29 protein-coding genes and 1 pseudogene are annotated in these 20379 nt (G+C 43.1%); 25 read left to right on the forward strand and 5 right to left on the reverse strand.

The window, feature by feature from the left end:
• From ABEW32_RS11405 to ABEW32_RS11425, 5 genes are all read left to right on the forward strand, one after another.
• Complete coding sequence (locus tag ABEW32_RS11405; protein ID WP_430187762.1) at positions 1–1611, forward strand: phage tail-collar fiber domain-containing protein; 1611 nt, start codon at positions 1–3, stop codon at positions 1609–1611.
• A 20-nt stretch (positions 1612–1631) separates the two neighbouring features.
• Positions 1632–2012, forward strand: a complete 381-nt coding sequence (locus ABEW32_RS11410) for a hypothetical protein (RefSeq protein WP_081275963.1) — start codon at positions 1632–1634, stop codon at positions 2010–2012.
• A gap of 229 nt (positions 2013–2241) precedes the next feature.
• A complete protein-coding gene (locus tag ABEW32_RS11415; protein ID WP_430187765.1) occupies positions 2242–2709 on the forward strand; it encodes a phage holin family protein in 468 nt (155 codons plus the stop codon).
• Positions 2710–2720: 11 nt separating this feature from the next.
• Complete coding sequence (locus tag ABEW32_RS11420; RefSeq protein ID WP_430187767.1) at positions 2721–3704, forward strand: GH25 family lysozyme; 984 nt, start codon at positions 2721–2723, stop codon at positions 3702–3704.
• Positions 3705–3706: 2 nt separating this feature from the next.
• Positions 3707–4273 carry a phage holin, LLH family gene (locus ABEW32_RS11425; protein ID WP_430187770.1) on the forward strand — a complete coding sequence of 189 codons (567 nt, stop codon included), beginning with the start codon at positions 3707–3709 and terminating at the stop codon, positions 4271–4273.
• 44 nt (positions 4274–4317) lie between these two features.
• On the opposite strand, the gene ABEW32_RS11430 is transcribed toward ABEW32_RS11425, so the two are convergent.
• A complete protein-coding gene (locus ABEW32_RS11430) occupies positions 4318–4743 on the reverse strand; it encodes a hypothetical protein (RefSeq protein WP_430187772.1) in 426 nt (141 codons plus the stop codon).
• 298 nt (positions 4744–5041) lie between these two features.
• Between ABEW32_RS11430 and ABEW32_RS11435 the strand changes: the two genes are divergently transcribed.
• The 3 genes from ABEW32_RS11435 (at position 5042) to ABEW32_RS11445 (ending at position 6383) form a co-directional block, all read left to right on the forward strand.
• Positions 5042–5350 (forward strand): DUF2500 family protein, encoded by a 309-nt coding sequence (locus tag ABEW32_RS11435; protein ID WP_430187774.1) that lies wholly within the window; start codon positions 5042–5044, stop codon positions 5348–5350.
• Positions 5351–5504: 154 nt separating this feature from the next.
• The gene (locus ABEW32_RS11440; protein ID WP_430187777.1) at positions 5505–5828 is read left to right on the forward strand and encodes a DUF2500 family protein; all 324 of its coding nucleotides are present in this window, start codon (positions 5505–5507) and stop codon (positions 5826–5828) included.
• A gap of 159 nt (positions 5829–5987) precedes the next feature.
• Positions 5988–6383: a VOC family protein gene (locus ABEW32_RS11445; protein WP_430187780.1), complete on the forward strand. Its 396-nt coding sequence runs from the start codon at positions 5988–5990 to the stop codon at positions 6381–6383.
• Between the two features lie 24 nt (positions 6384–6407).
• Here ABEW32_RS11445 and ABEW32_RS11450 read toward each other — a convergent pair.
• Positions 6408–6704, reverse strand: a pseudogene (locus ABEW32_RS11450) (IS1595 family transposase); the annotation flags it as partial.
• 134 nt (positions 6705–6838) lie between these two features.
• Here ABEW32_RS11450 and ABEW32_RS11455 point away from each other — a divergent pair.
• Positions 6839–7066, forward strand: coding sequence for a hypothetical protein (locus ABEW32_RS11455; RefSeq protein WP_430187782.1), 228 nt, complete (start codon positions 6839–6841; stop codon positions 7064–7066).
• Between the two features lie 76 nt (positions 7067–7142).
• Here ABEW32_RS11455 and ABEW32_RS11460 read toward each other — a convergent pair whose 3' ends face one another.
• On the reverse strand, positions 7143–7991 hold the full coding sequence (locus ABEW32_RS11460) for a DUF5677 domain-containing protein (RefSeq protein ID WP_430187784.1): 849 nt from the start codon (positions 7989–7991) through the stop codon (positions 7143–7145).
• Positions 7992–8190: 199 nt separating this feature from the next.
• A complete protein-coding gene (locus ABEW32_RS11465; RefSeq protein WP_430187786.1) occupies positions 8191–8394 on the reverse strand; it encodes a YqaE/Pmp3 family membrane protein in 204 nt (67 codons plus the stop codon).
• A 174-nt stretch (positions 8395–8568) separates the two neighbouring features.
• On the opposite strand from ABEW32_RS11465, the gene ABEW32_RS11470 reads away from it, so the two are divergent.
• On the forward strand, positions 8569–9414 hold the full coding sequence (locus ABEW32_RS11470; RefSeq protein WP_430187789.1) for an AbiJ-NTD4 domain-containing protein: 846 nt from the start codon (positions 8569–8571) through the stop codon (positions 9412–9414).
• Between the two features lie 703 nt (positions 9415–10117).
• On the opposite strand, the gene ABEW32_RS11475 is transcribed toward ABEW32_RS11470, so the two are convergent.
• Positions 10118–10855, reverse strand: a complete 738-nt coding sequence (locus ABEW32_RS11475; protein WP_430187792.1) for a helix-turn-helix domain-containing protein — start codon at positions 10853–10855, stop codon at positions 10118–10120.
• A 218-nt stretch (positions 10856–11073) separates the two neighbouring features.
• Here ABEW32_RS11475 and ABEW32_RS11480 point away from each other — a divergent pair, with 218 nt between their 5' ends.
• From ABEW32_RS11480 to ABEW32_RS11550, 15 genes are all read left to right on the forward strand, one after another.
• Positions 11074–11307 carry a helix-turn-helix domain-containing protein gene (locus ABEW32_RS11480; protein WP_430187794.1) on the forward strand — a complete coding sequence of 78 codons (234 nt, stop codon included), beginning with the start codon at positions 11074–11076 and terminating at the stop codon, positions 11305–11307.
• A 35-nt stretch (positions 11308–11342) separates the two neighbouring features.
• Positions 11343–11720 carry a hypothetical protein gene (locus ABEW32_RS11485; RefSeq protein WP_430187797.1) on the forward strand — a complete coding sequence of 126 codons (378 nt, stop codon included), beginning with the start codon at positions 11343–11345 and terminating at the stop codon, positions 11718–11720.
• Positions 11704–12330: a BRO-N domain-containing protein gene (locus tag ABEW32_RS11490; RefSeq protein ID WP_430187800.1), complete on the forward strand. Its 627-nt coding sequence runs from the start codon at positions 11704–11706 to the stop codon at positions 12328–12330. Before ABEW32_RS11485 ends, ABEW32_RS11490 begins: the two co-directional genes overlap by 17 nt.
• Before the next feature lie 273 nt (positions 12331–12603).
• Positions 12604–12759, forward strand: coding sequence for a hypothetical protein (locus ABEW32_RS11495; protein WP_430187803.1), 156 nt, complete (start codon positions 12604–12606; stop codon positions 12757–12759).
• Positions 12760–12909: 150 nt separating this feature from the next.
• Positions 12910–13131: a hypothetical protein gene (locus ABEW32_RS11500; RefSeq protein ID WP_430187806.1), complete on the forward strand. Its 222-nt coding sequence runs from the start codon at positions 12910–12912 to the stop codon at positions 13129–13131.
• Positions 13097–14659: an AAA family ATPase gene (locus ABEW32_RS11505; protein ID WP_430187808.1), complete on the forward strand. Its 1563-nt coding sequence runs from the start codon at positions 13097–13099 to the stop codon at positions 14657–14659. The genes ABEW32_RS11500 and ABEW32_RS11505 overlap by 35 nt, the downstream gene beginning before the upstream one ends.
• On the forward strand, positions 14656–14865 hold the full coding sequence (locus tag ABEW32_RS11510) for a hypothetical protein (protein WP_322174987.1): 210 nt from the start codon (positions 14656–14658) through the stop codon (positions 14863–14865). The genes ABEW32_RS11505 and ABEW32_RS11510 overlap by 4 nt, the downstream gene beginning before the upstream one ends.
• Positions 14862–15014 (forward strand): DUF6906 family protein, encoded by a 153-nt coding sequence (locus ABEW32_RS11515; RefSeq protein WP_430187811.1) that lies wholly within the window; start codon positions 14862–14864, stop codon positions 15012–15014. The genes ABEW32_RS11510 and ABEW32_RS11515 overlap by 4 nt, the downstream gene beginning before the upstream one ends.
• Positions 15015–15028: 14 nt before the next feature.
• Complete coding sequence (locus ABEW32_RS11520) at positions 15029–15958, forward strand: RecT family recombinase (protein ID WP_430187813.1); 930 nt, start codon at positions 15029–15031, stop codon at positions 15956–15958.
• Positions 15959–16104: 146 nt separating this feature from the next.
• On the forward strand, positions 16105–16296 hold the full coding sequence (locus ABEW32_RS11525; RefSeq protein ID WP_430187815.1) for a hypothetical protein: 192 nt from the start codon (positions 16105–16107) through the stop codon (positions 16294–16296).
• The gene (locus ABEW32_RS11530) at positions 16293–17054 is read left to right on the forward strand and encodes an MBL fold metallo-hydrolase (protein WP_430187817.1); all 762 of its coding nucleotides are present in this window, start codon (positions 16293–16295) and stop codon (positions 17052–17054) included. Before ABEW32_RS11525 ends, ABEW32_RS11530 begins: the two co-directional genes overlap by 4 nt.
• Entirely contained in the window at positions 17051–17914 is an 864-nt protein-coding gene (locus ABEW32_RS11535) for a hypothetical protein (protein WP_430187819.1), read from the forward strand. The genes ABEW32_RS11530 and ABEW32_RS11535 overlap by 4 nt, the downstream gene beginning before the upstream one ends.
• Positions 17915–17929: 15 nt before the next feature.
• The gene (locus tag ABEW32_RS11540; RefSeq protein ID WP_430187821.1) at positions 17930–18775 is read left to right on the forward strand and encodes a conserved phage C-terminal domain-containing protein; all 846 of its coding nucleotides are present in this window, start codon (positions 17930–17932) and stop codon (positions 18773–18775) included.
• Positions 18741–20105 carry a replicative DNA helicase gene (locus ABEW32_RS11545; RefSeq protein ID WP_430187823.1) on the forward strand — a complete coding sequence of 455 codons (1365 nt, stop codon included), beginning with the start codon at positions 18741–18743 and terminating at the stop codon, positions 20103–20105. The genes ABEW32_RS11540 and ABEW32_RS11545 overlap by 35 nt, the downstream gene beginning before the upstream one ends.
• Entirely contained in the window at positions 20071–20379 is a 309-nt protein-coding gene (locus tag ABEW32_RS11550; protein ID WP_430187825.1) for an ERF family protein, read from the forward strand. Before ABEW32_RS11545 ends, ABEW32_RS11550 begins: the two co-directional genes overlap by 35 nt.

The following is a 20379-nucleotide window of genomic DNA, read 5'->3' on the forward strand; positions in this document are numbered from 1 at the left end:
TTGGCGTTTGATGGTATCCAAATAACTAATCGCGGTCGGAATCTGCTGGCAAAGGCAGAAGCTGGGTTGACCAAGATTACGTATACGAAATTTTCAGCGGGAGACGGGAAGTTAGCTGGGCAAATGCCTGTTGCATTAAAGGCGCTTATCTCCGAAAAAATTTCCTTCCCGGTAAGTCGCTTAAAAATCCAATCTGAAAACGTTGTGGTGCCTGGATTCGAGTTTAGCAACCAGGGCGTTGCCTCCGGCTTTTTCTTTCGCGAGGTAGGATTGTGGGCAACAGATCCAGACTTGGGAGAGATCCTGTACGCCTATGCCAACTCAGGCGAAGGGGCGGAATATATAGATGCTCAGAACACTTCCGCCGTTCTAAAAAAGCTCTTTAACTTTGAACTGACTGTAAGCAATACAGCTCAGGTGACGGTGGTTGTGGACGATTCAATTATCTATGCTACTCCGCAAGATGTAGCGGACGCCTTGAAAGAATCAAAGGAGTACACGGACGCAGCAATCTTGGGGGTGAAAGTGCCGGATGCCAGTACGACCCAAAAAGGTATTGTACAGCTAGACAACACCTACACAAGTAATTCCGTCACCACAGCGCCAACTTCACGCGCCTTAACCACTGCTTTCAATGCCGCAACTACAGGCATATACAAAGAAAGGGGTAATGTGCCAGCCGACTGGAATACTGCCACATCGTCAGGCAGTTACACCGTCAGCCTCGCTTCATGGACTGGGTACAGTAATTACCCAGCTAATTCATACTCCTATGGCAAACTTTCGGTTTTCGCAGGAGCAGGAGCGAGGGTACAAGTGTACTACACACACGACAATCCAAGTCGAACGTTCTGGCGCGTAGGGTTTAATGACACTGATTGGAGAGCGTGGACGCAGATTGTACGAACGGGACAAAACGCTTTTACAGACGACTCTATAGTATTTACAACCCCGGTTCCATTGATTCTGAAAAGACCGGGAATAAAGTCGTGGGTTATGCATATGTCAGACAATGGACGAGTGTATATATCCCCATCTAATACACCGGATGCAACTGACTGGAACTTCGGTAATGGTTTGTGGATTGAAGAGGGCAATGTTGGGTGGCAAGGTGGAGACCTAAACAGTTTAAAGCAATCTGCCAGTGACGTAAAAACAAATGTCGCTAACGCGATCACTGGTAAAGGCGGTACCGCCAACTCAGGTATGACCGGGGCACAGTTAGCGGCGGCGATAACGAACCTCCCTGTCAAAAGATGGGCTAAAGGGACATTCAACGGTCAGTCGGCAACATCTCCAAGCACAACTACAGGCGCGAGTATGAATGTAGGCGTTAATACCATGAACTTCTTGCCGACAAGGGTGTTCATTCGGTTAAGGTTAAAAGATACGTACGGGAATTTGTACATTGAAGGTATTGCGATGGCTGGAATACCATACGATAATGATGTGACTCTTTACGGTAGGTTTCAAAATCGTATTAGTATATATAGCATCTCTCAATCTCCCGGCGGGTTTTCCGCTACGATTAACAGCACTGAGATACGTGACTATGCAGGCGGCGGCTCTATAGCTGTGATCGAAGCTTTCGAGTGGTTTGCATACGAATAAAAAACGAAAGGAAGATCATCATGAAAATCGGTTCTAAGGTTTATTGGAGAAAAACAAGCGGCGAGGTGGTTTTCATCACACCTGAAATCGAAAGCGACTTTGCGCGTGAAACAACCAAAGAGGATGATATGGGTTTTTATCCGCAACTCAAGGGATTCGACCCTGCACAGGTTGAAGTGCTGCAACTCACATACCAGCAATACCTCGAAGACTTCCAACGTGCAAAGTCCTATATCGTTAACCCGGACACTGGCAAGATGGAGTTTGTTTATGTGGATACTGGAGAGACAAAGCCCGAACATCAAGCGCCACTGTCAGATCAAGTAAGCGAGTTAAGGACGCGCCAGGACAGCACAGAAGCCGCTATGCTTGCTCTTATGGATGTTACAAATAAATCCTAACGGGAGGGGGTGAAGCCTTATGTATGGGTTCTTATTGAACATGTGGACTATGAAAAAGGTCGATGAACAACGGCTAATTTCATACACTCCAAAATTTATTAGTGAAGATGAGCAAAAAGCGATATTAGCAACATCGCAAAATGTCTAAGCAGCGTATCCAATGGGATGCGCTATTTTTATGCCCTCAGAGTGGTTGGGGGCATATTTATTTGAGAGGACGGGGGAAGTCATGGACGACAGATTAACACACATTTTTAAGGGAGCGGCGGCGGGGTTTGGAGCGATAGCCGGCTACCTGCTTGGAGAGTGGAGTGTCATGATACATTTGCTTTTTATTTTAGTGATTGCGGACTGGTTGACCGGATGGATTGCTGCATGGATTCGAGGGGAGTTACGCAGCCGGATAGGGTATCACGGCATAGCGCGTAAGGTAGTCATTTTCTTGATCGTGGTGGTGGCGCATTTCATAGATGTGGCGTTGGGCAACCTACATTATTTTCAGGACGCAGTGATCTTTTTCTATTTGGCGAACGAGTTGTTGTCCATTATAGAAAATGTAGGTCGCATGGGTGTTCCGATGCCAGATGTACTCAGGAATGCGGTTAAAATTTTTGAGTCACGTTCACAAGCTCCTAAAAATCCAAATATGCCAGAGCAAAATCCGGAAGACAAAGACCAGCAGAAGCCTGCTGTATAGGGGGAATTATTTTGCAAGCACGAAAAAAAGGTAACGCGCAGGGGATCGACGTGTCCCATCACCAGGGCGACATAAATTTTAAAAAAGTAGCTGCTGACGGCATATCGTTCGTTTTTATAAAGGCAACGCAAGGCAAGTCATTTCGCTCCAAAACATTTCTTAAATTTGTGAAGGATGCGAAGGCCGCTGGCCTACTGGTAGGCGCATACCATTACGTTGACGACTCTGCTACAACACCAGAGATGGCCCGACAAGAGGCAGCAAACTTTGTTTCTGCTATCAAGGACGCTGGAAGCGTGTCCACGTTTGATTTACCGCCTGTTATGGATTATGAGTCCAATAAGTCCAACCTTAGCAAAACGGCGATTACAGCGGTCGCTAAGGCGTTTCTGGAGGAAGTGGAGCGCCTTACTGGAGTGCGTCCGATTATTTACACGTACCCATCATTTATTGGGAATTTTTTGGGGCTATTCGGTTATCCACTATGGATTGCACGGTACCACGCCACAAAGGCCCCAGCAGATGCATCCGGCTGGACACGTTGGGACTTTTGGCAATACTCCGATGGTCAGTATGGCGGGACGCTACCGAACGGAAAAATGCGGGTCAATGGCGTTGCTGGGCCAGTGGATCTTAACGAGTACAATGGTACGGCGGACGAGCTGCGTGAACGTTTCACAAAGCGCCCTGAGCAGCCGGAGACAGTCACGTCCGGTACGTTCATCGTAAATGGCAAACAGGTAGGGAAGACGCTGCTCTTTAGTGGCAGGACGTATGTTCCGCTGCGTGTGCTTGCTACTGTGTTGGGCTTATCGTGTCATTGGGACACCAGTCTCAAGGTCGCTTATTTAAATGGAGCCAAGCTGCAATTTATCCAACTGGTCGAAGGAGTGGCATACGTGCAGCTTAGACCCGTTGCGGAGGCATACGGCGCTGTAGTGTCCTGGGATTCAAAAAATAAAATCGCATCGTTGAAAACGAAAGGGGATAAATAATCATGCAAACACAAACCATTATTGAAAATGTACAACCTTACGTAAATACCATTGTCACAGCCGCTGCGGGTGTACTTACAGCGTTTGTTTTAGGAGGTCTAAACAAACTCAAGACTAAGGTTAACGTGTGGTTAGAGGCGCGTACAACAGACGCACAGCGAGAGGTAATCCATAAAGTAGCAGGAGAGGCATTCGCACTTGCTCAGACTACGTTCAAAGATGTAGGCGGTGTTCGTAAGATGCAAGAGGCTTTACAGTATGCATCCTTGAGACTGACGGAACAAGGAATTGTGGTATCGCCTACGGAGTTACAAGCGGCTATCGAAAAGGCATATCTGGAGTATAAGACCAAAACAAAAGCAGTACTCGCTACTGAAGCACAGCCAAACGAGGAGGCAGCACAGGTAGCAGCTAAGGAAGCTGTATCTGGTCTGGCTGCAAAGCTTAATGATTTCTTGGCTCAGGCTACGGCAGAGGTAGCCAATACTGTTCCTGCTCAGGTGCAATCTGAACCTGGGCCTATTTCAGCGCCGTTAGAAGCTGTTCAAATGCCTGTAACTACGGAGTAAGGTAAAGCAAATACCCTACCGCTTTTGCTGGTAGGGCAGCTTTTTTAATAATATATATCGTCTTCTGTTGTATCATACGACTTTTTGAAGCTAATTTTTTTCTTTTTTATATATATTATTATTGCTAGAAAGGACAAGGGAATTGGAGCATAGGTTCCATAAATATTTATAAGTTCTTTAGAGAAAGGTGTAAAAGACAACACAATAAAAGAAACTACACAAAATAATAAATAGAATAATAATAGCCCTACTAATAAATTTATAAGTTGAAATATGTTAACTAAAAAACCCTCTTTGTTTAGGTACCAACCAAGAAAAGAAAAAAGAGAGCCGAACAGGGCAGCGAGTGACAATCTTATAATGTAACTTAGCCATACTACATCAGTATACGAACTGAAATAAATACCTAAAGCTCCTCCAACAACAGCGCCAAAAATTCCAACTATTGTAGTAAGTGATAAACCGTTCATGTTTGCAGTTCCTTTCTCAAATAATCAACCTTTTTAATATCCATAGATTACAATGTTTTTGATATAGTCTATCAGGCCTAGGAGATTTTTTCTATATATATTTACAAAATCACCCAAACTAATTATACTGATAACAACACATACGGAAGCACCGTTGTGCAATCCGAAAGCATCGGTGATACCCTGCTGGCATACGCTGGTGGGGTATTTTTCTATTAGTTTTCATTGGATATCAAAATAAATAGTTGAAAATCCGATATCATAATTACCAACGAATGAATACTTAGGAGGATTATAGATGGTCTTTTGGATTCTTGTACTTGTAGTCGTGGGACTTATTCTTTCAGCAATTATAGGGGGTTCTCGGATTGCAAGCAATAATCGTAAACAACCGAAAATAGAACGTATAGGTGAGGTGGTTGATAAGCGTGTAGATTGGACTGAAGGATCGTCTTCAAAAACATTCTATATAACCTGCGAGTTCGAAAATAATGAGCGCAAAGAAATTATAGTTAGGGACGATAAATACGGTCTTTTTGTTGTAGGAGATAAAATAAAAGTAACAAGTCAAGGTACTTGGGACTGGGTAGAACGCTTAGTAGCGTAAGGTCATCAGGATATTTACAGAATCAACCAAGCGGTATATACTTTCTATATAAATCCGAAAGCATCGGTAGCACTCCGCTGGCTCAAGCCGGTGGGGTGTTTTTGTGTTTTGGAACATAGTAATTTATTGATGGAATTTAAGGAGTGAATAATACATGATCGAAGGATTTCTAATTGTACTTACAATGATCGGTTTAGTAATGGCAGTTTTAGTGCCTGCTATAATATCTGTAGAACGCGAAAACGCAAGAAATTCAAGACTACCAAAAATTGAACGAATCGCAAAAATAATTGATAAAAGAGTAGATTGGGTGGAGAATTCTTCAACAAAAAACTATTTTATTACATGCCAATTTGAAGGATCGGATAGGAAAGAAGTCAGAGTACAGGAAAATGAATATGGCATTTTAATAGTTGGAGATGAGGTTAAAGTAATAACCCAAGGTACTTCAGAAAAGGTGGAACGTATTACAATATGAGGTGATCAGCATGAACCATACATATTGCGTTTACAAATTTCCAAACCAATTATACTGATAGGCTGTTTTCTCAAAGATTGTTGCTTTTATGATAAATAATTGTAACACTAAAATTATCTGATAAAATAATTATTATAGATTATAAAAGGAGGTCATCCGTTGTCAAAAGGACTTATCCACCATATGGAGATATATGTTTCAGATTTAAAAAGTTCAATCGACTTTTGGGGTTGGTTTTTAGAGGAGTTAGGATATAATTCTTTTCAATCGTGGGAAAGTGGTCATAGTTGGAAATTAGGAGAGACATATATTGTTTTTGTTCAAGCGGAAGAACGTTTTATGGACATACCTTACCATAGATGTCGGGTAGGTCTAAACCATCTGGCATTTCACGCAAGTTCCCGTCAACAAGTAGATGGTATGACAAAAAAATTAGAATGCAAAGGTGTTAAAATCCTTTATAGCGATAAGCATCCTTTTGCGGGTGGGGAAAAACATTATGCTGTTTATTTTGAAGACCCAGATAGAATTAAGGTTGAATTGGTAGCACCTTGACCTCTTAATGGTAGAGGTCTTTTATTATGCACTCCTTAACACCTCAACAGTTATTAAATTAGATTTTCGACACGCTGAAATAAGCATTTGTTCTACTCGTTTTTCAAATGCTACATTTTTGCTTAATTCGAGCCAGCGGAACTAATAGGGATAGTTGTCCAAATAGTACGTTCCGACACCTTGGAAACGTTCGATCTAACTCTTTAAACGGCTAAGGAAGTTGTTAACGTATTGAATATGAAAAATCCCTTTCTTTACACGCTGTTTCTGTCGCTCATTAACAGTTTCGTACTGTAATCCTTTTATCTTGGCAAACTTTTTTCCTTTTCTTTGTTTGTTGTATTTCATATTTATGTGTCGAATATTCTTATTTTTAATAAATTACGGAATGGTATGAATACTTATAGAAGGATTTTTTGCGATTTAGCCAGAATAGCTTATTCGAGGTGATCAGCATGAACCATACATATAAAGTGTTAAAGTCGGATATAGAACTATTTGCAGCTGCATTAAGCCATGTAAGAGTATACGTGGTTCAGCCGTTGGGTGAGGCTTTGATAGATATTGTGGATTACGGTGGAGCAGTGGAGAAGATTACACCTGAATCGGTTAAGATTAATGGATCTTATTTCTTTCGTAATCAGTTTGAATTTAGAACAGACATCAAAAGCTCTGCTGGCTAATCGCTAGCAAAGCTCTTTTGTCTTACATTAAACTAACCTCTTCGATATAGGGGTGATAAATTTTGGAACAATGCCTTCACAGTAACCATTCTTTAGCCAGCTCTCTTACTTCATTCCTGAGTTCTTCCATTATATTTTTAACACTCTCTACTCCCAAGAAAGATGATTGCCATATTACAGTATCTAGCTCAATAGATGTCGCCCACCAACAAGTTTCCAATCCTCTACGTGGATTGGGGCACAAAACATGGTTTCCATTGTGTTCCACTACTGCGTAACCTTCCCGCAATCCATAGAAACTCCGATGGACATATTCGGATCCGGATGAATATAACCTACTGTGCATTAGCCGCCTAAATGGTGTGCCACCTTCAAATGCATCAATTTCTTGAGCCAGCTTTAATATCGTCTTAGTGGTATAATTTTTTGGAATCTTGCCCTCTCTGCAATTAAATATCAATCTTGCCTCATCATATCGTCGTTTTAAAGCACTTAATCTCTCGTCACTATAATATTCTTCTTTAAGTATAGTAGATTCTATAGAGAGAACCTCGTTTGTTACTCCCCATTCATGCATTACAACTAAAGCTAGGTATCTCTGAAACTCTTCATCATCACAGTTCCACAAATTCCATAAATGTAAGTGACCTTCATATAATACTCTTAGTAAGGTGAAAGCATCTGAATAATGTGCATTCTCTATCAAAGTTGATATAGAACTAAAAGTGAAAAATTGAGCCATACTTAACTCTGAAAGTACTACGTGTCTTTGGTTTGTAAGGTCCTTATTGTTTTCAAGAATGGTTGCGTTTTGAAGAAGACTTGCTTTTATCCTATTAATTAATATTAGCCATTTCTCTAGCAATTCCTTTGTAGAATTCATCTGGTCTTCGTTTAACACATCTGGGTTTTTCCAAAACATCATTATCGCCATCCCTAGTGATTAAATTGAAATAACTACCTATATTCCATACTATGAGAAACCCTGCACCTCGTATATAGTCTGTTAACTACTCCAACTGGAAGTACCTAACCTCCAACAAAAAGAACTACTCACGATCAAAACAAATGCAAATAGGTATTTCACAGAATATTAAAACCCCGGATTGCTCCGGGGCTTTTTGTTACCTATGTTGTCCTTGTTGAATAGCTTCAATAAGTCTGTCAGTACGTTTATCAGCCTTGTGGTTATTAACAACTACGATGGCATGTATGATTCCTGGTAACCACCCAAAAAGGCAAAGGATAAGATTTAACAATGCTTGCCCTGGTTTACCGCAGAATAGCACTGCAAGTGGCGGGAGGATAATAGCTAACAGATAGCGCATTGGAATTAACCCCTTTTTATCGTCGTAATTTGGATAAACCTAGTCTATCAGACCTAGGAAAATATTTCTATATTTATTTACAAAACGAACCAATTCATTTAGAATTACAGGGCATTGACATCAGTATCTTTAATCTTATTTTGTTCTAAATATCTACATACTGGAGGAATTCCATTGAAGTTCTCTCAAAGGATAGGAGTAACACCTGTTAAGGTTGATATACAAATTGAATCTATGGACGATGATCTGAGAAAAGGATTGTGGAATTGTTTTTATCAATCATATCTTAGCCCAATTAGGCCTTTTCCTACATCAGGAACTAAATTATCTCTTTTTTTTGAATCTCTCTGGACAGATTTTTTTAAAGAAACCATTGATAAGTTGCCCGACGAATATTATGAGACTGAGGAATATTTGAAGGGGAAGTTTTTTCGAATGGAGTGGTATGAGGTCTATGACTTTTTAGAGTTTGTTTTACAAACAAAAACTTCACTAGAAAGATTGCCTCGAATTTTTTTCAATAGTTGTAATAAGGTATTAGAAAAAGAACTGTCTGCGTACAGAATTGTTGGCACAGAAATAACCCAGATGACAGATAAAAATGAAATTCAAGAAATTGAGGAGAGCTTAGTTAATTCGGCGGTACCTCACTTAAAATCTGTCTATGTCCATTTGAGCACGGCTCTTTCCCTGCTTTCAGACAGAAAGTCTCCAGACTATAGAAATTCAATTAAAGAGTCTATCTCGGCAGTTGAATCCATATCTAAAATTATTTCAGGAGATCGTAAAGCTGAGCTTGGAAAAGCGTTAAAAGTCCTATCCGATAAAATTGGATTGCATAATGGTTTAAAAGCTGGGTTTTCTTCAATTTACGGTTACACAAGTGATGAAGGTGGTATACGTCATGCAATGTCAGAGGAAAAGGAAATATACTTTGAAGATGCAAAATACATGCTCGTTGCTTGCTCTGCTTTTGTAAACTATTTGATCATGAAAGCAGAAAGGGCTGGAATCATTTAGGGATAAAAGAATCCCTATGCGAAGTTAATTGGAAAAGTTTGCAGTCTGTTTTACTTTGTGCTATATTGATTTCAATACGGTTTTATTAATATTCTTTGCTGACAGTAGTCAAGCGAAGAGCAGTTCATTGAATGAGACATTTCCCTTAGTGGGTTAAGTCTGCCTAATAGCGGTAGTATTTCTCTTAAGTGAGTCATGGCCGCCACAGGATTAATGTAGGGTAATTAAAAAAAACGCTTCAATGTGCGTTATCGCACATTGGTACACAATGAGTGACGCGTTTTTATTATTATTCTACTTACACTGTGGTGGCCTTTTTGCGTTCTTATATTCTATTAAAGGAGATGATTTTGGATGGAATCGCAGAGGAGTTAAACGCATTAATGAGGCTGAATGATGTATGGAAGAATGGTGGCCCGTATGAGTAAAATTCCAGTTGTAGATGAGTAGGGAATCTACTCGGGCCTTGTTACAATTCAGCTTCTCCTACATATAAAGTCACACTTATTAATGATGTGTTCGTATTTTGTTCGCATTTTTGTTCTAGTTTGTAAAATGCTGTGTTATACTCGATTTAACCTCTCAAACGGAAATTATTACATCTAGGAGTGATGACCTATTCAGAAAAAAGTAATCGATTTATATGAGCTGGCCGCTTATATGAAGAAAACACCAGAGCACTACCTTAAATTTATTTCGGATACTACTTGTCAAACTCTCGATCCAAGCGTACCTGTGCAATTATCTTTTGAATCTGTTTCTCGGAAAGGTTTTTCCCGTCAACCGCTATCGTAAATTGTTCCAAAAGCTCCTCGTCAGTCAGATCAATTTTAGAAACAAACTCCTTCACATCGGAAGATGGGAGGGGGTTTGTTATATTGTGTTTTTCTATTACGTTTTTGAGTTCTTTAATAAATCGTTCTTGAGTGTCCTCACTATTCTGCTCAAAAGCCGCCATAATTGTTCTAAGTTCGTAAGCTTTATTGAACTCTTCTACAAATTCAACTTCCTCACTACTTGAATGGTTTTCTTCAGAGTTGAAATATTCATAAAAAAACCTTTCGTACTCATCACCCTTAGATGCTTGATGATATGCAGGGGACATATATAGCCCTGAATTAATTATAGCTAAGAATATATCTTCACGCAGTTCTTCGTAAAAAAATCCACCATTATCAGTGAGCACCTTTAGGATACTAGGAAGTTCTCTCGCCGCTTTGTAACGTTCTGTTGAGATTGTGACATCTTCATCATCTGTAATAACAGAAATTGAAACGCCTAGCGCGTCAGCAATAGAACGCAAAGTTTCAAGACTGGGATTGTACCGATTACCTTCGACATCCGCAAGGTAAGACCTAGACATATTTGCCTTCTTAGCTAACTCAACTTGAGTTAGCTTTTTTTGTTTTCTAAGCGTCTTAATGTTTTGACCAATAGACATGTCCAGACTCCTTCACAATAGATTCACTTTATTCTACCTTTCGCATGTCGGCAATACAAGTTGTGAAATGACGGAAATACAAGTAAATAAGAGTAAAATGACGGCTTTACAAGTATTTTATTCGTTTTATCTCCATAATGCTTGAATATGCCCTAATTCGGAGTTAGACAAAAAAGACGGAAATACAATACAATTTGTTCATCGGAGGTGAACAACTAATGGACAAACGACTTATAGCTGCGGCCATAAAGGAAAAACGTAAGGTGATGAAAAAGCGCCAAAATGAAGTGGCTGTAGAAACTGGACTATCCCGGAATTATATTTCTGATATCGAAAATGGAAGATATATGCCGAGTGTAGGAACCTTAGTTAAGATAGCTTCGTGTCTGGAAATAGATTTAAACACGCTTCTAATGACGGAAATACAAGACGAAAACGGTGTGAACCAATAGAATGATTTTTATTCCTAAGAGAGGAAAGACCACAAATGAACCCTAGTGCAATCGTGATGACATCTGAACAGTTTGCTGATTTTAAGGAAAGTCTTATTCGTGAACTAGAGCCAAAAATCAAATTTCAAGTAGAGGAAGAAAGCCGAAAACAATCAGCTTCGGTAAGCCTCAGTGTATGGCCCCCTATAAGAGACGAAGCATTGCACCGTCTCAGACACTTGGTAACCTACAATCGGTATCAAGTCGTCAATGCACTATCAACAGTCGTTCGTAACTCATTGGGTGTCAGTAATGTACAAGGACTGACGACAGGCCAAGCACAGGCAGCCAGAGAAATTGTCGATGCTGTTGTCTCCACAATGCTAAAGTACAGAAAACCAAAGGCTGGTGAACAGGGTGAACATACGAACTGAAATCTGGCTTGGACACACCATTCGCTTTGTCGAGAAGGTACCGGGTGAGTGGTGGGCAGTAGCGAAGGATGTTTCGATGGCACTCGGCTATTCAATTGCGCCTCACATGGTCAGACTTATTGACCCTGATGAAAAAGATACTATCCGTTTAGTGGATAGAAATACTCTTCGAGGTAATCCGAACGTTGCGGTTATTTCTGAGACTGGTATTTACGAAGCAATTTTCAATAGCAAGCGTCCAGAAGCGAAGGAATTTAAGAAATGGGTTAAGGGCTTGCTCAAGCTGCTTCGCCAATCAGCCGGACTCGAAGGCTTTCAGATCTTCCGAATGTTGGACAAGGACCACCAAAAGGAAGCCATGAGGAAACTGCGCTCCAGCTTGAAACGGCCTGTCCGCGTGGACTTTATCAAGGCAAACACCATCGCAAACAAAGCTGTCTCAAGTAAATACGGTCACCCGAAAATGATCAAGAAAGACCAAATGACACCAGACATGCTGGTTAGCAGGCAGGAGATTCTTGAGGATACTGTCGATCTAATGGGCACCAAAGAGCGGTTTGGGCTGGATATAGCGGTATCTCAAACGATTTACGACAAACACATTCATTAAAAGTTCAATCCATAACAATCTGCAAATGTGACGGATGAATTCGATAGTTTTTATTGCCAAATCTGATATTCACAAAATCGAGTTCAAAAATGGTGCTCCACTCTTTAGCGTAATAAGTTACAGGATCAGTGTTTTGGATTAAACCAGTTTCTGTTATATCGGTCCATGTTCCTATGAGATTAGCGTAAATTCTCACTTAATACACCTGCTTTCTGCAAAGTTAAATCTATTTTATATGAGAAGTAAATATCTTGGAAGGGAGCATGCACACACATGCGCAATAACGAGGAAAGGTTAAGGGAACTATGCGAATTCTTCGGCAAAATGGAACGCCGGATGTTAGAGAATGGTCGTGTTCTGGTAGCTCTACACGCTCGGGGCCAGTATCGCAAATACCATCGGCAGTTGGTTGGGCGGTGGACAGCATGAAGGTTTTGATGTCAGGTAAAGACGCTTGCTGTGCTATATGCGGAAACGTAATGCATAAGCAGTTTCTACGCCGCTGGAATGATCGGGAAGTATGTAGACCGTGCATTACGGAAATGACGGCAGATTATCCCTTGGAGGGAGGTGAACACATTGCAGAATCACGAACAGCAGTTATTCCTTCAATTCTACAACTCTCTTGCCCCGGCAGTGCAGCGGGACATTAAGCATTATCTGTTTGTGTATGACATGTACTTGGACGAGCAGGACCCGAAAGCTCGGGAAACACTGTTGGGTGAAATGAACATGCTGGAGCGCAAATACAATTTGGAGGTAACACATGGAAATAAAAATAATAAGTGCGAAGGCGCATAACTTTAAAGCGCACCGTGACCTGACTGTTGAGTTTGGCGACACGACACAGATCACGGGCGACAATGGGTCAGGCAAGTCCACTACTTTGGAATTACCTTCGTGGACATTGTACGGCACAGATACCATGGGTGGCAAGCTTGATCCTACACCTACCAACTATGAATACGATCATGTGCTTTCTGAAACTCTGCTAGACATTGACGGTAAGCAAGTCCTGTTAGGTCGTGGAATCGAGAAGGGAAAAGCCACTTATTACATTAACGAGGTTCCTAGTAAATACGGCGATTTTGACGAGATTGTAAAGTCCCTATTTGATAAAGATTTATTCTTGTCTCTTTATAACCCGTCCTATTTCTTCACTCTTCATAAGGATGATCAACGGGACCTGCTACTTCGTTACGTGACTCCAATATCGAATAAAGAAGTATTTACGGAAATGAGCCGGACAAGCCCGGACGAAAAAGCTAAGGACATAAAACTGAACCCCCAAGCTGCCAAGCTGTCAGAGCTGGTGAAGAAACATACGCTGCAACAGCTGGGGGAAATCCATAAGAAGAACAAGAACGACAAGGACACGGCCTATAAGCGGGCTCAAGGGCGTACAGAGGCGCTTGTCGATCAGCTCAGTAAGCTGCCACCTGCACCGGATGATATCGAAGCAGTGAAAGCCGAAGATGCCGCGCTGCTTGAGCAAATAAAGGCACTGGCAGCCCAAACGGATCTTGCTGGAGAGACAAACCGGAAACGCACTGTCCTGAGCAGCAACATTGAATCACTGCAACGTCAAATTGCACAGGCCAAAGATCGGTATATGAAGGTCTACAACGAGCCTATCGAGGAACATTGCCCGACATGTAAACGAGAATTGGACAAGGCATCTATTGATGCTGTTACAGCTTCCAAAGAAACTCGCAAAGATGAACTACGGGCCGATCATCAAAAGCTTATCAACGAGCGCAAGGAACTAGAAGTACAACTTGCCGCTATTGAGCCAGTGGACGTATCCGAACAAATTTCACAGATGCGAGCATTGGAAGTTAAACGCGATGCAACAGCCGAAGCGGTAGGCGGCTATAAAGCACGCCAAGGCATGCAGGCCGACATCGACAAAGCCCGCGCTGACGAAGCCGAGACACTAGCCAGCCGGAATGACTCTATCTTTGTTCTGGACGCAATCAAGGCGTTTGAGGCGAAGGAAGCCGAGTTGCAGGCCGCCAAGGTTCAAAGCCTGTTCACAACTCTATCAATCTCTTTATTTAAAGAACAAAAGAATGGGGAACGGAAGCCTGACTTTGTGATTGAGATGGACGGAAAGGCGTATCCGCTATTGTCACTGTCAGAGTCCGTCAGAGCTGGTCTGGAGCTTCGGGAAGTCCTCAGCGAACAGAGTGGTGTCATTGCTCCGGTAGCCGTGGATAACAGCGAGAGTGTGTTTAAAATCAAGCAGCCTTCCGGTCAACTTATTCTAGTCAAGGCCGTCGAGGATGCACCTTTAGAAATTAAACAGATGGGTGGTAATGCGGAATGAAGCCACATGAACAGCTTGAGGCTGAACTATCGGCGGAAAATATGTTGAAGATACTTCCTGCTTTGCTGGGGATGTATGGGCCAGTGGCGTTTGCCACCAAAGCGTACTTCGATCAACTGGTTTCTACAGGATTCAGCGAAGCCCAAGCCCTTCATATAGTCTCCGCTCAGGGCATTACAGCACGCCTAGGGGGTGGGCAGTCTTGAAGAACGGAAAGAATCCTAACCGCCGCCAGCAAATTGCAATCACAGAAGCCAACTTAAATCCTGACAACTGGCTCGTGTTTAAAGTCGAACCGGCTGCCTTGCATATCGTACACCGCATTTCTGGCAAGACCCAAATCATCCAATCATAGGAGGCCAATCATCCATGGCAAATACAAACAACCAGCTCCAAGCAATTCAGGAGGAAGTAGTAGTCGGAAATTACACTCAAAAGCATCTTGATACCTTGAAATCAACTATCGCCAAGGGAACCAGCAATGAGCAGTTTGCGCTTTTTGTTCAAACCTGCGTCCGTACTGGACTTGACCCTTTCCTAAATCAAATCTTCTGCATCGTGTACAACGGCAAAGACGGCCCTGTTATGAGTATGCAGATTGCAGTGGAGGGCATTGTAGCTCTTGCCAAGAAACACCCGCAATACAAGGGGTTTATCGCTTCTGAAATCAGAGCTAACGACCACTTCACTGCAAAGATGCATTCGGGTGAGGTCGAACATGAACCGGATGTGATGAACCCGGGGGAGACAGTGGGGGCTTACTGCATCGCATATCGCGACGATGCACCTAACATCCTTGTTATCGTGCGAAGGGATCAGGTGGAACACCTCATTAAAGGCCGAAATGGTCAGATGTGGAAGGATTACTTTGACGACATGATCGTGAAGCACGCAATTAAGAGAGCATTCAAGCGCCAATATGGAATTGAGGTTTCGGAAGATGAGCCAACGAGTGCGAATCCTTCTATTGATAACGTATCTTCTTATGAGCGCCGGGACATTACCGCTGAAACGGACGCAGCAGCAGCGGCAGCCAAACAGGGGAACAAGCCGCTATCTGACGGAAGTCCCGAAGAAGCACCAACACCTGTTGAACAAGCCTTAACAGACATGAAATTTAAATTTAAACAGCTTGGTATTACTGAAAGGGAAGATCAGGCTGCCTATATCCAGAAGCATGCTAAACCGAAGGCTGACAAGCCTACATTGGCAGAGCTCAAGGGTCTGATAAAGATAATGGACCTACACCTTGCCGAGAAAGCCGCTCAGGAGCAGGCGAATGACGAGCTTCCACTCTAACCAAGTTGAAATATACGTCCGCTGTGAAGACTGTCACGTTTGCGGCAATGAGATAAATCCCGGCCGGGAAGAGTACATTCGCGATTTGCGAGTGTGCCCCCAGTGCTATGGAGAGCTGAGGGGAGTTGGTAGATTTGCCCGAGGACATGGAGCAAATGGACCTGTTCGACTTTCCTGCTGAACCTACTGGCCCAGTGTTGAACGGAATGTACTATGAACGGAGCACGGATATGTTTGTGTCCTTTGTCTTGGGGCGCAGACATTACGAGGAACCAGCAAAGGGATGTCCACACCTTAAAGAGTGGCAAGATCGGATTAAGAGGGAGAGGGCTATATGAAAGTTGATATCCTGGCATCCGGCTCAAAAGGCAACTGCATCACCTTAACATCTTCTGACCAAACGATTCTTATAGATGCAGGCATTGCCAAGACAAAAATAGAAAAGCGGCTGCTGGACGTTGGTGTACGGCCTGATCACATTACGGGCATATTCATTACCCACGCTCACGGCGACCACATTAAGGGCCTACCGATGTCGAACAAGTACCGCATTCCGGTTTGGGCCAGTGAGGGCGAGTGGAAAGGCATATCGGGCGTTGATGAAGAGTTGCGGCGGACTGTTGAAACCCGCTACGGAAAATATGAAACTATCAAGCTGGGTGACACTTGGATATATCCATTCCGAACCCATCACGATGTTTACGAGCCAGTTGGTTATGCCATTGAGGACGACAGCAGGGAACGGGCTTGCGTGTTATTCGATACTGGAAAATACGATCAGGACATGCTGAACGTGATGGAGGGCAGTATTTACGTCCTCATTGAAGCGAATCACGAGCCTGACATGGTAGAGGCTTCTGATTACCCTACCAGCGTCCAATCTCGCATTCTCTCGGATCTTGGACACCTGAGCAATCAACAGACAGCAGCAGCGCTCCAGCAGCTTATACGTGGTCGTGGAGAGCAAATATATCTTACGCATTTATCAAGTAAAAACAATATGCCCACGCTGGCTGAAATGACTGTAAAGGCCGCGCTCAAGCAACGGGGATTTATAGCAGGAGAACATTACACATTGGAGGTTGTCAGCGAATGAAAATTAAGGTTATTAAGAAAATCCAGACCAGCACTAAACAGTGGATCGCTCAGGGAGAAATATTCGAAGCTCGCAGATTACCGGAAAAGATTCTCGATTTTCACCCCTCTTTCCAAATAATCGAAGGACCATTTGCAGCGGAGGAAATACCGTTCAAACTCGCTTTGGTTCTGCCAGACGAGCCGCAGCCAACTCAACAGCAATTCGACGAACTAGCCAAGCAGAATGGTGAACTGCTGGACAAGCTGGAAATCGCGGAAGACGACCTTCGAAAAGCTCAGGAAGATATAGAGCTTCTACGAACGATGAACGAAGATTTAGAGCGATCAAAGAAGGCTTTGCTCCAGACGATTGAACGAGAAGTGGACGAGCAACTAAACACCGAAAAGCTTCTGCAGCGTATCCGGGAGTTGGAGACAATCGCGCAGGGCCGCGATGAAATGATTAAATCCTTACACTCAGAACTGGAGGATGTAAGTTCCACTTTGAAGCCCGTTGAGTTGCCGTATGTAACGGTTAAAGCGATGGATACTTATTTCAAGAATGATCGCAGAAGGGAAGAAAAAGCAGCAGCCCTATTAAATATCCTTTGTTCTTCATTCCGTGAACTGACCTCACCAGCACGTCATATTAAAGAGCATTTCAATGGTGACTGCTTGAGACTTGCCGAGTCAGTGGTGTTAGGTTACACAGCAGCGCCAGAAAAGGACGAGGCTGCCACCATCTTGGAAAGTGTGACTACCATTGTGGAAACATGGAGTCACAGTCCTGCTACAGATAATGATACAAAGATCTTGGCAGAGCAAATATGTGATTTTATCAGGGAACGGGAAACTGCAGGCGAAGCAGTGACTATTTAAAGCAGGTGAAACGGAATGGCAGGACCAGAGCTCGAAGACGGATATACCCGTGTAGCGAATGAGATTTATGAAGAGGTGGCAATGCGGAAATTTAACGGCATACAACTGAGAATGCTCCTGATCGTCTGGCGTTACACCTACGGGTTCAAGAGAAAGTCAGCCGAGTTGTCTGCCACGTTCCTTGCTACTGCCCTTCGTAGTGACTTGAGCGGTATTAAAAAGGAGTTAAAAAAACTCTTTGAAATGAATGTCCTGAAAGTGTTCAGACAAGCTCAGGGCAAACATGGTCGCATGATCGGATTTAATAAATATTCTGAACAGTGGCTAGTGGGGTGTAATCCTCCACCGCAACTGCCAGAATCAGACGAATCTACTGGTGGAGAATTACACCCCCTTCCGGTGGACAACTCTCCCCCGCTAGAGGGGGGCAATCGTCCACCCAAGAAAGAAAGAAAGAAAATTATAAAGAAAGGTGAGATAGACATGCCCAACATTCATGAAGAAATCATATCTTACCTCAATAAAAAGACAGGTAAAAGGTACAGCTCCAAGGTAAAGACCAACAAGGAACTAATCAACGGTAGGATTAGCGAAGGCCGAACCATAGATGATTTTAAATACGTGATTGACACTAAATGCAGTCATTGGCTTAATGACCCGAAAATGTGCCAGTACCTTCGTCCAGCTACTTTGTTCCGGCCTAGCAATTTTGATAATTATCTTAATCAGCAGCCAACAGAACAAGAGGACAATAATCCTGGTCAGATGACTAAAGATGAAAAGCTTGACTATGAGGATGCCATTAGAGAGTGGGTGATGCAAGGTAATGACCCAGCAGACTTTAGATTCGAGCGTGATTGATATTCAGGCAGAGCTTTCTACGCTTGGGGCAGTGTTCCTTGATTCCAGCGTGATTGACGAAATCAGTTTTTTAGAAGAACGGGACTTTTCAACAGCTACACACCAATTGATCTATAAAGTTATGCGCTACTTGAACGAAAGAGATATCCCAATTGACCTTGTTACGGTCACTCAGGAGTTTGTGAAGTTTGGCAGGACTGAGGAAATGGGCGGGGTTAGTTATCTTGCTAAATTAGCGCAGTCTTCACCGACTGCCCGGAATGCTGCTTATTACGCCAATATTGTACGGTCCAAGGCTATTCGCAGACGTGGAAGCGACAAAGGCGCTCAGATCATGAACCTATCTTACGAAAACTTTGAATCTGACGAAGATTATTTTTCTGCAGTAGAAGATATTATTGACGATTTGCGGCCTAGCCACGTTGCGAAAATGCAAAGCATGCGGGATTCTCGGGAGAGGTATTTTGAACACATTGAGAGCAGCCCTGAGAAGCTTAAAACAGGACATTTCAAACAGTTTGATAGTTGGGCCCAGTTATGGCGCGGGTGGCTGTATATCATTGCTGGAAGGCCTAGCGTGGGTAAAACGGCAAAGGCTCTACAACTCGCCCATGGTATAGCGGTCATGAATCCTGACGCTGGACCCGTACTCATCTTCTCGCAGGAGATGGACAAGAACGAGTTAATGGATCGGCTTGTTGCAATGGTGGCTGAAATCAATTATCCGCGCTTGATAAATAAAGGCGGTCCAGAAGGTTTCACTAATGAGGAATGGACAAAAATTTACGATGCTTATAAAAAAATTGAACTGCTCAATATTTTTGTACAGGATTCTGCTGGTGTAACGATTGATGAAATCAGATCCACCGTGAAGCAGTTCAAAAAGAAGTACGGCAAAATAGCTGCGGTCATTGTGGATTATCTACAGATCATGGAAATACCGCAAAAACGATCAGAAACACGGGCGCAGGCAATCGGTAACGTGACTCGGACAGCTAAGAGTCTGGCCCGCCGCCACAAATTCGTATTCATTATGCTGTCGCAGCTTGATCGAGCCGTTGACGATGAAGAACCGAAATTAAAGCATTTGAAGGAGTCGGGCTCTATTGAGCAGGACGCGGATGTGGTTGAGTTCCTTTACCATGATGTGAAAAACCAGAAGGACCCTACAAAGAAAATCATTGACTCTATTTTTGCGAAAGGTCGGAACGTAGGCACTAATAGGTTCAGGTACGAGTTTCGTTGGTGGCACCAACGTTATGTAGAACTCCAGAAGAGAGAGGCGGCGCAGGACAATGGCGGCAAGGGTTCCCGAACGAATCGAAAATGACGAGCAGTATAACGAGATTCTGGCACGGATCGTGAAGGGGGCCGAGACGCTGGACCATCCGCTTACTACGCCAGAGAGACGTGAAAATCTTATGCCTCTGTATGACTCTCTTGTAGAAGTGGCCCGCAAGTATCGCACTGGAGGCGCAGCAGCCTTCGATATACCTACCGAAAAGGATGAACCAACCAACACACCTACCGAACAGGAGCAGGCTCCAGAAACGCCACCAGAGCCGCCAAAAGCTATGCCGAATCTATCAGGCTGGTTGGACTAA

The sequence above is a fragment of the Paenibacillus jamilae genome (assembly GCF_050482105.1).
Classification (GTDB): Bacteria; Bacillota; Bacilli; order Paenibacillales; family Paenibacillaceae; genus Paenibacillus; species Paenibacillus jamilae_B.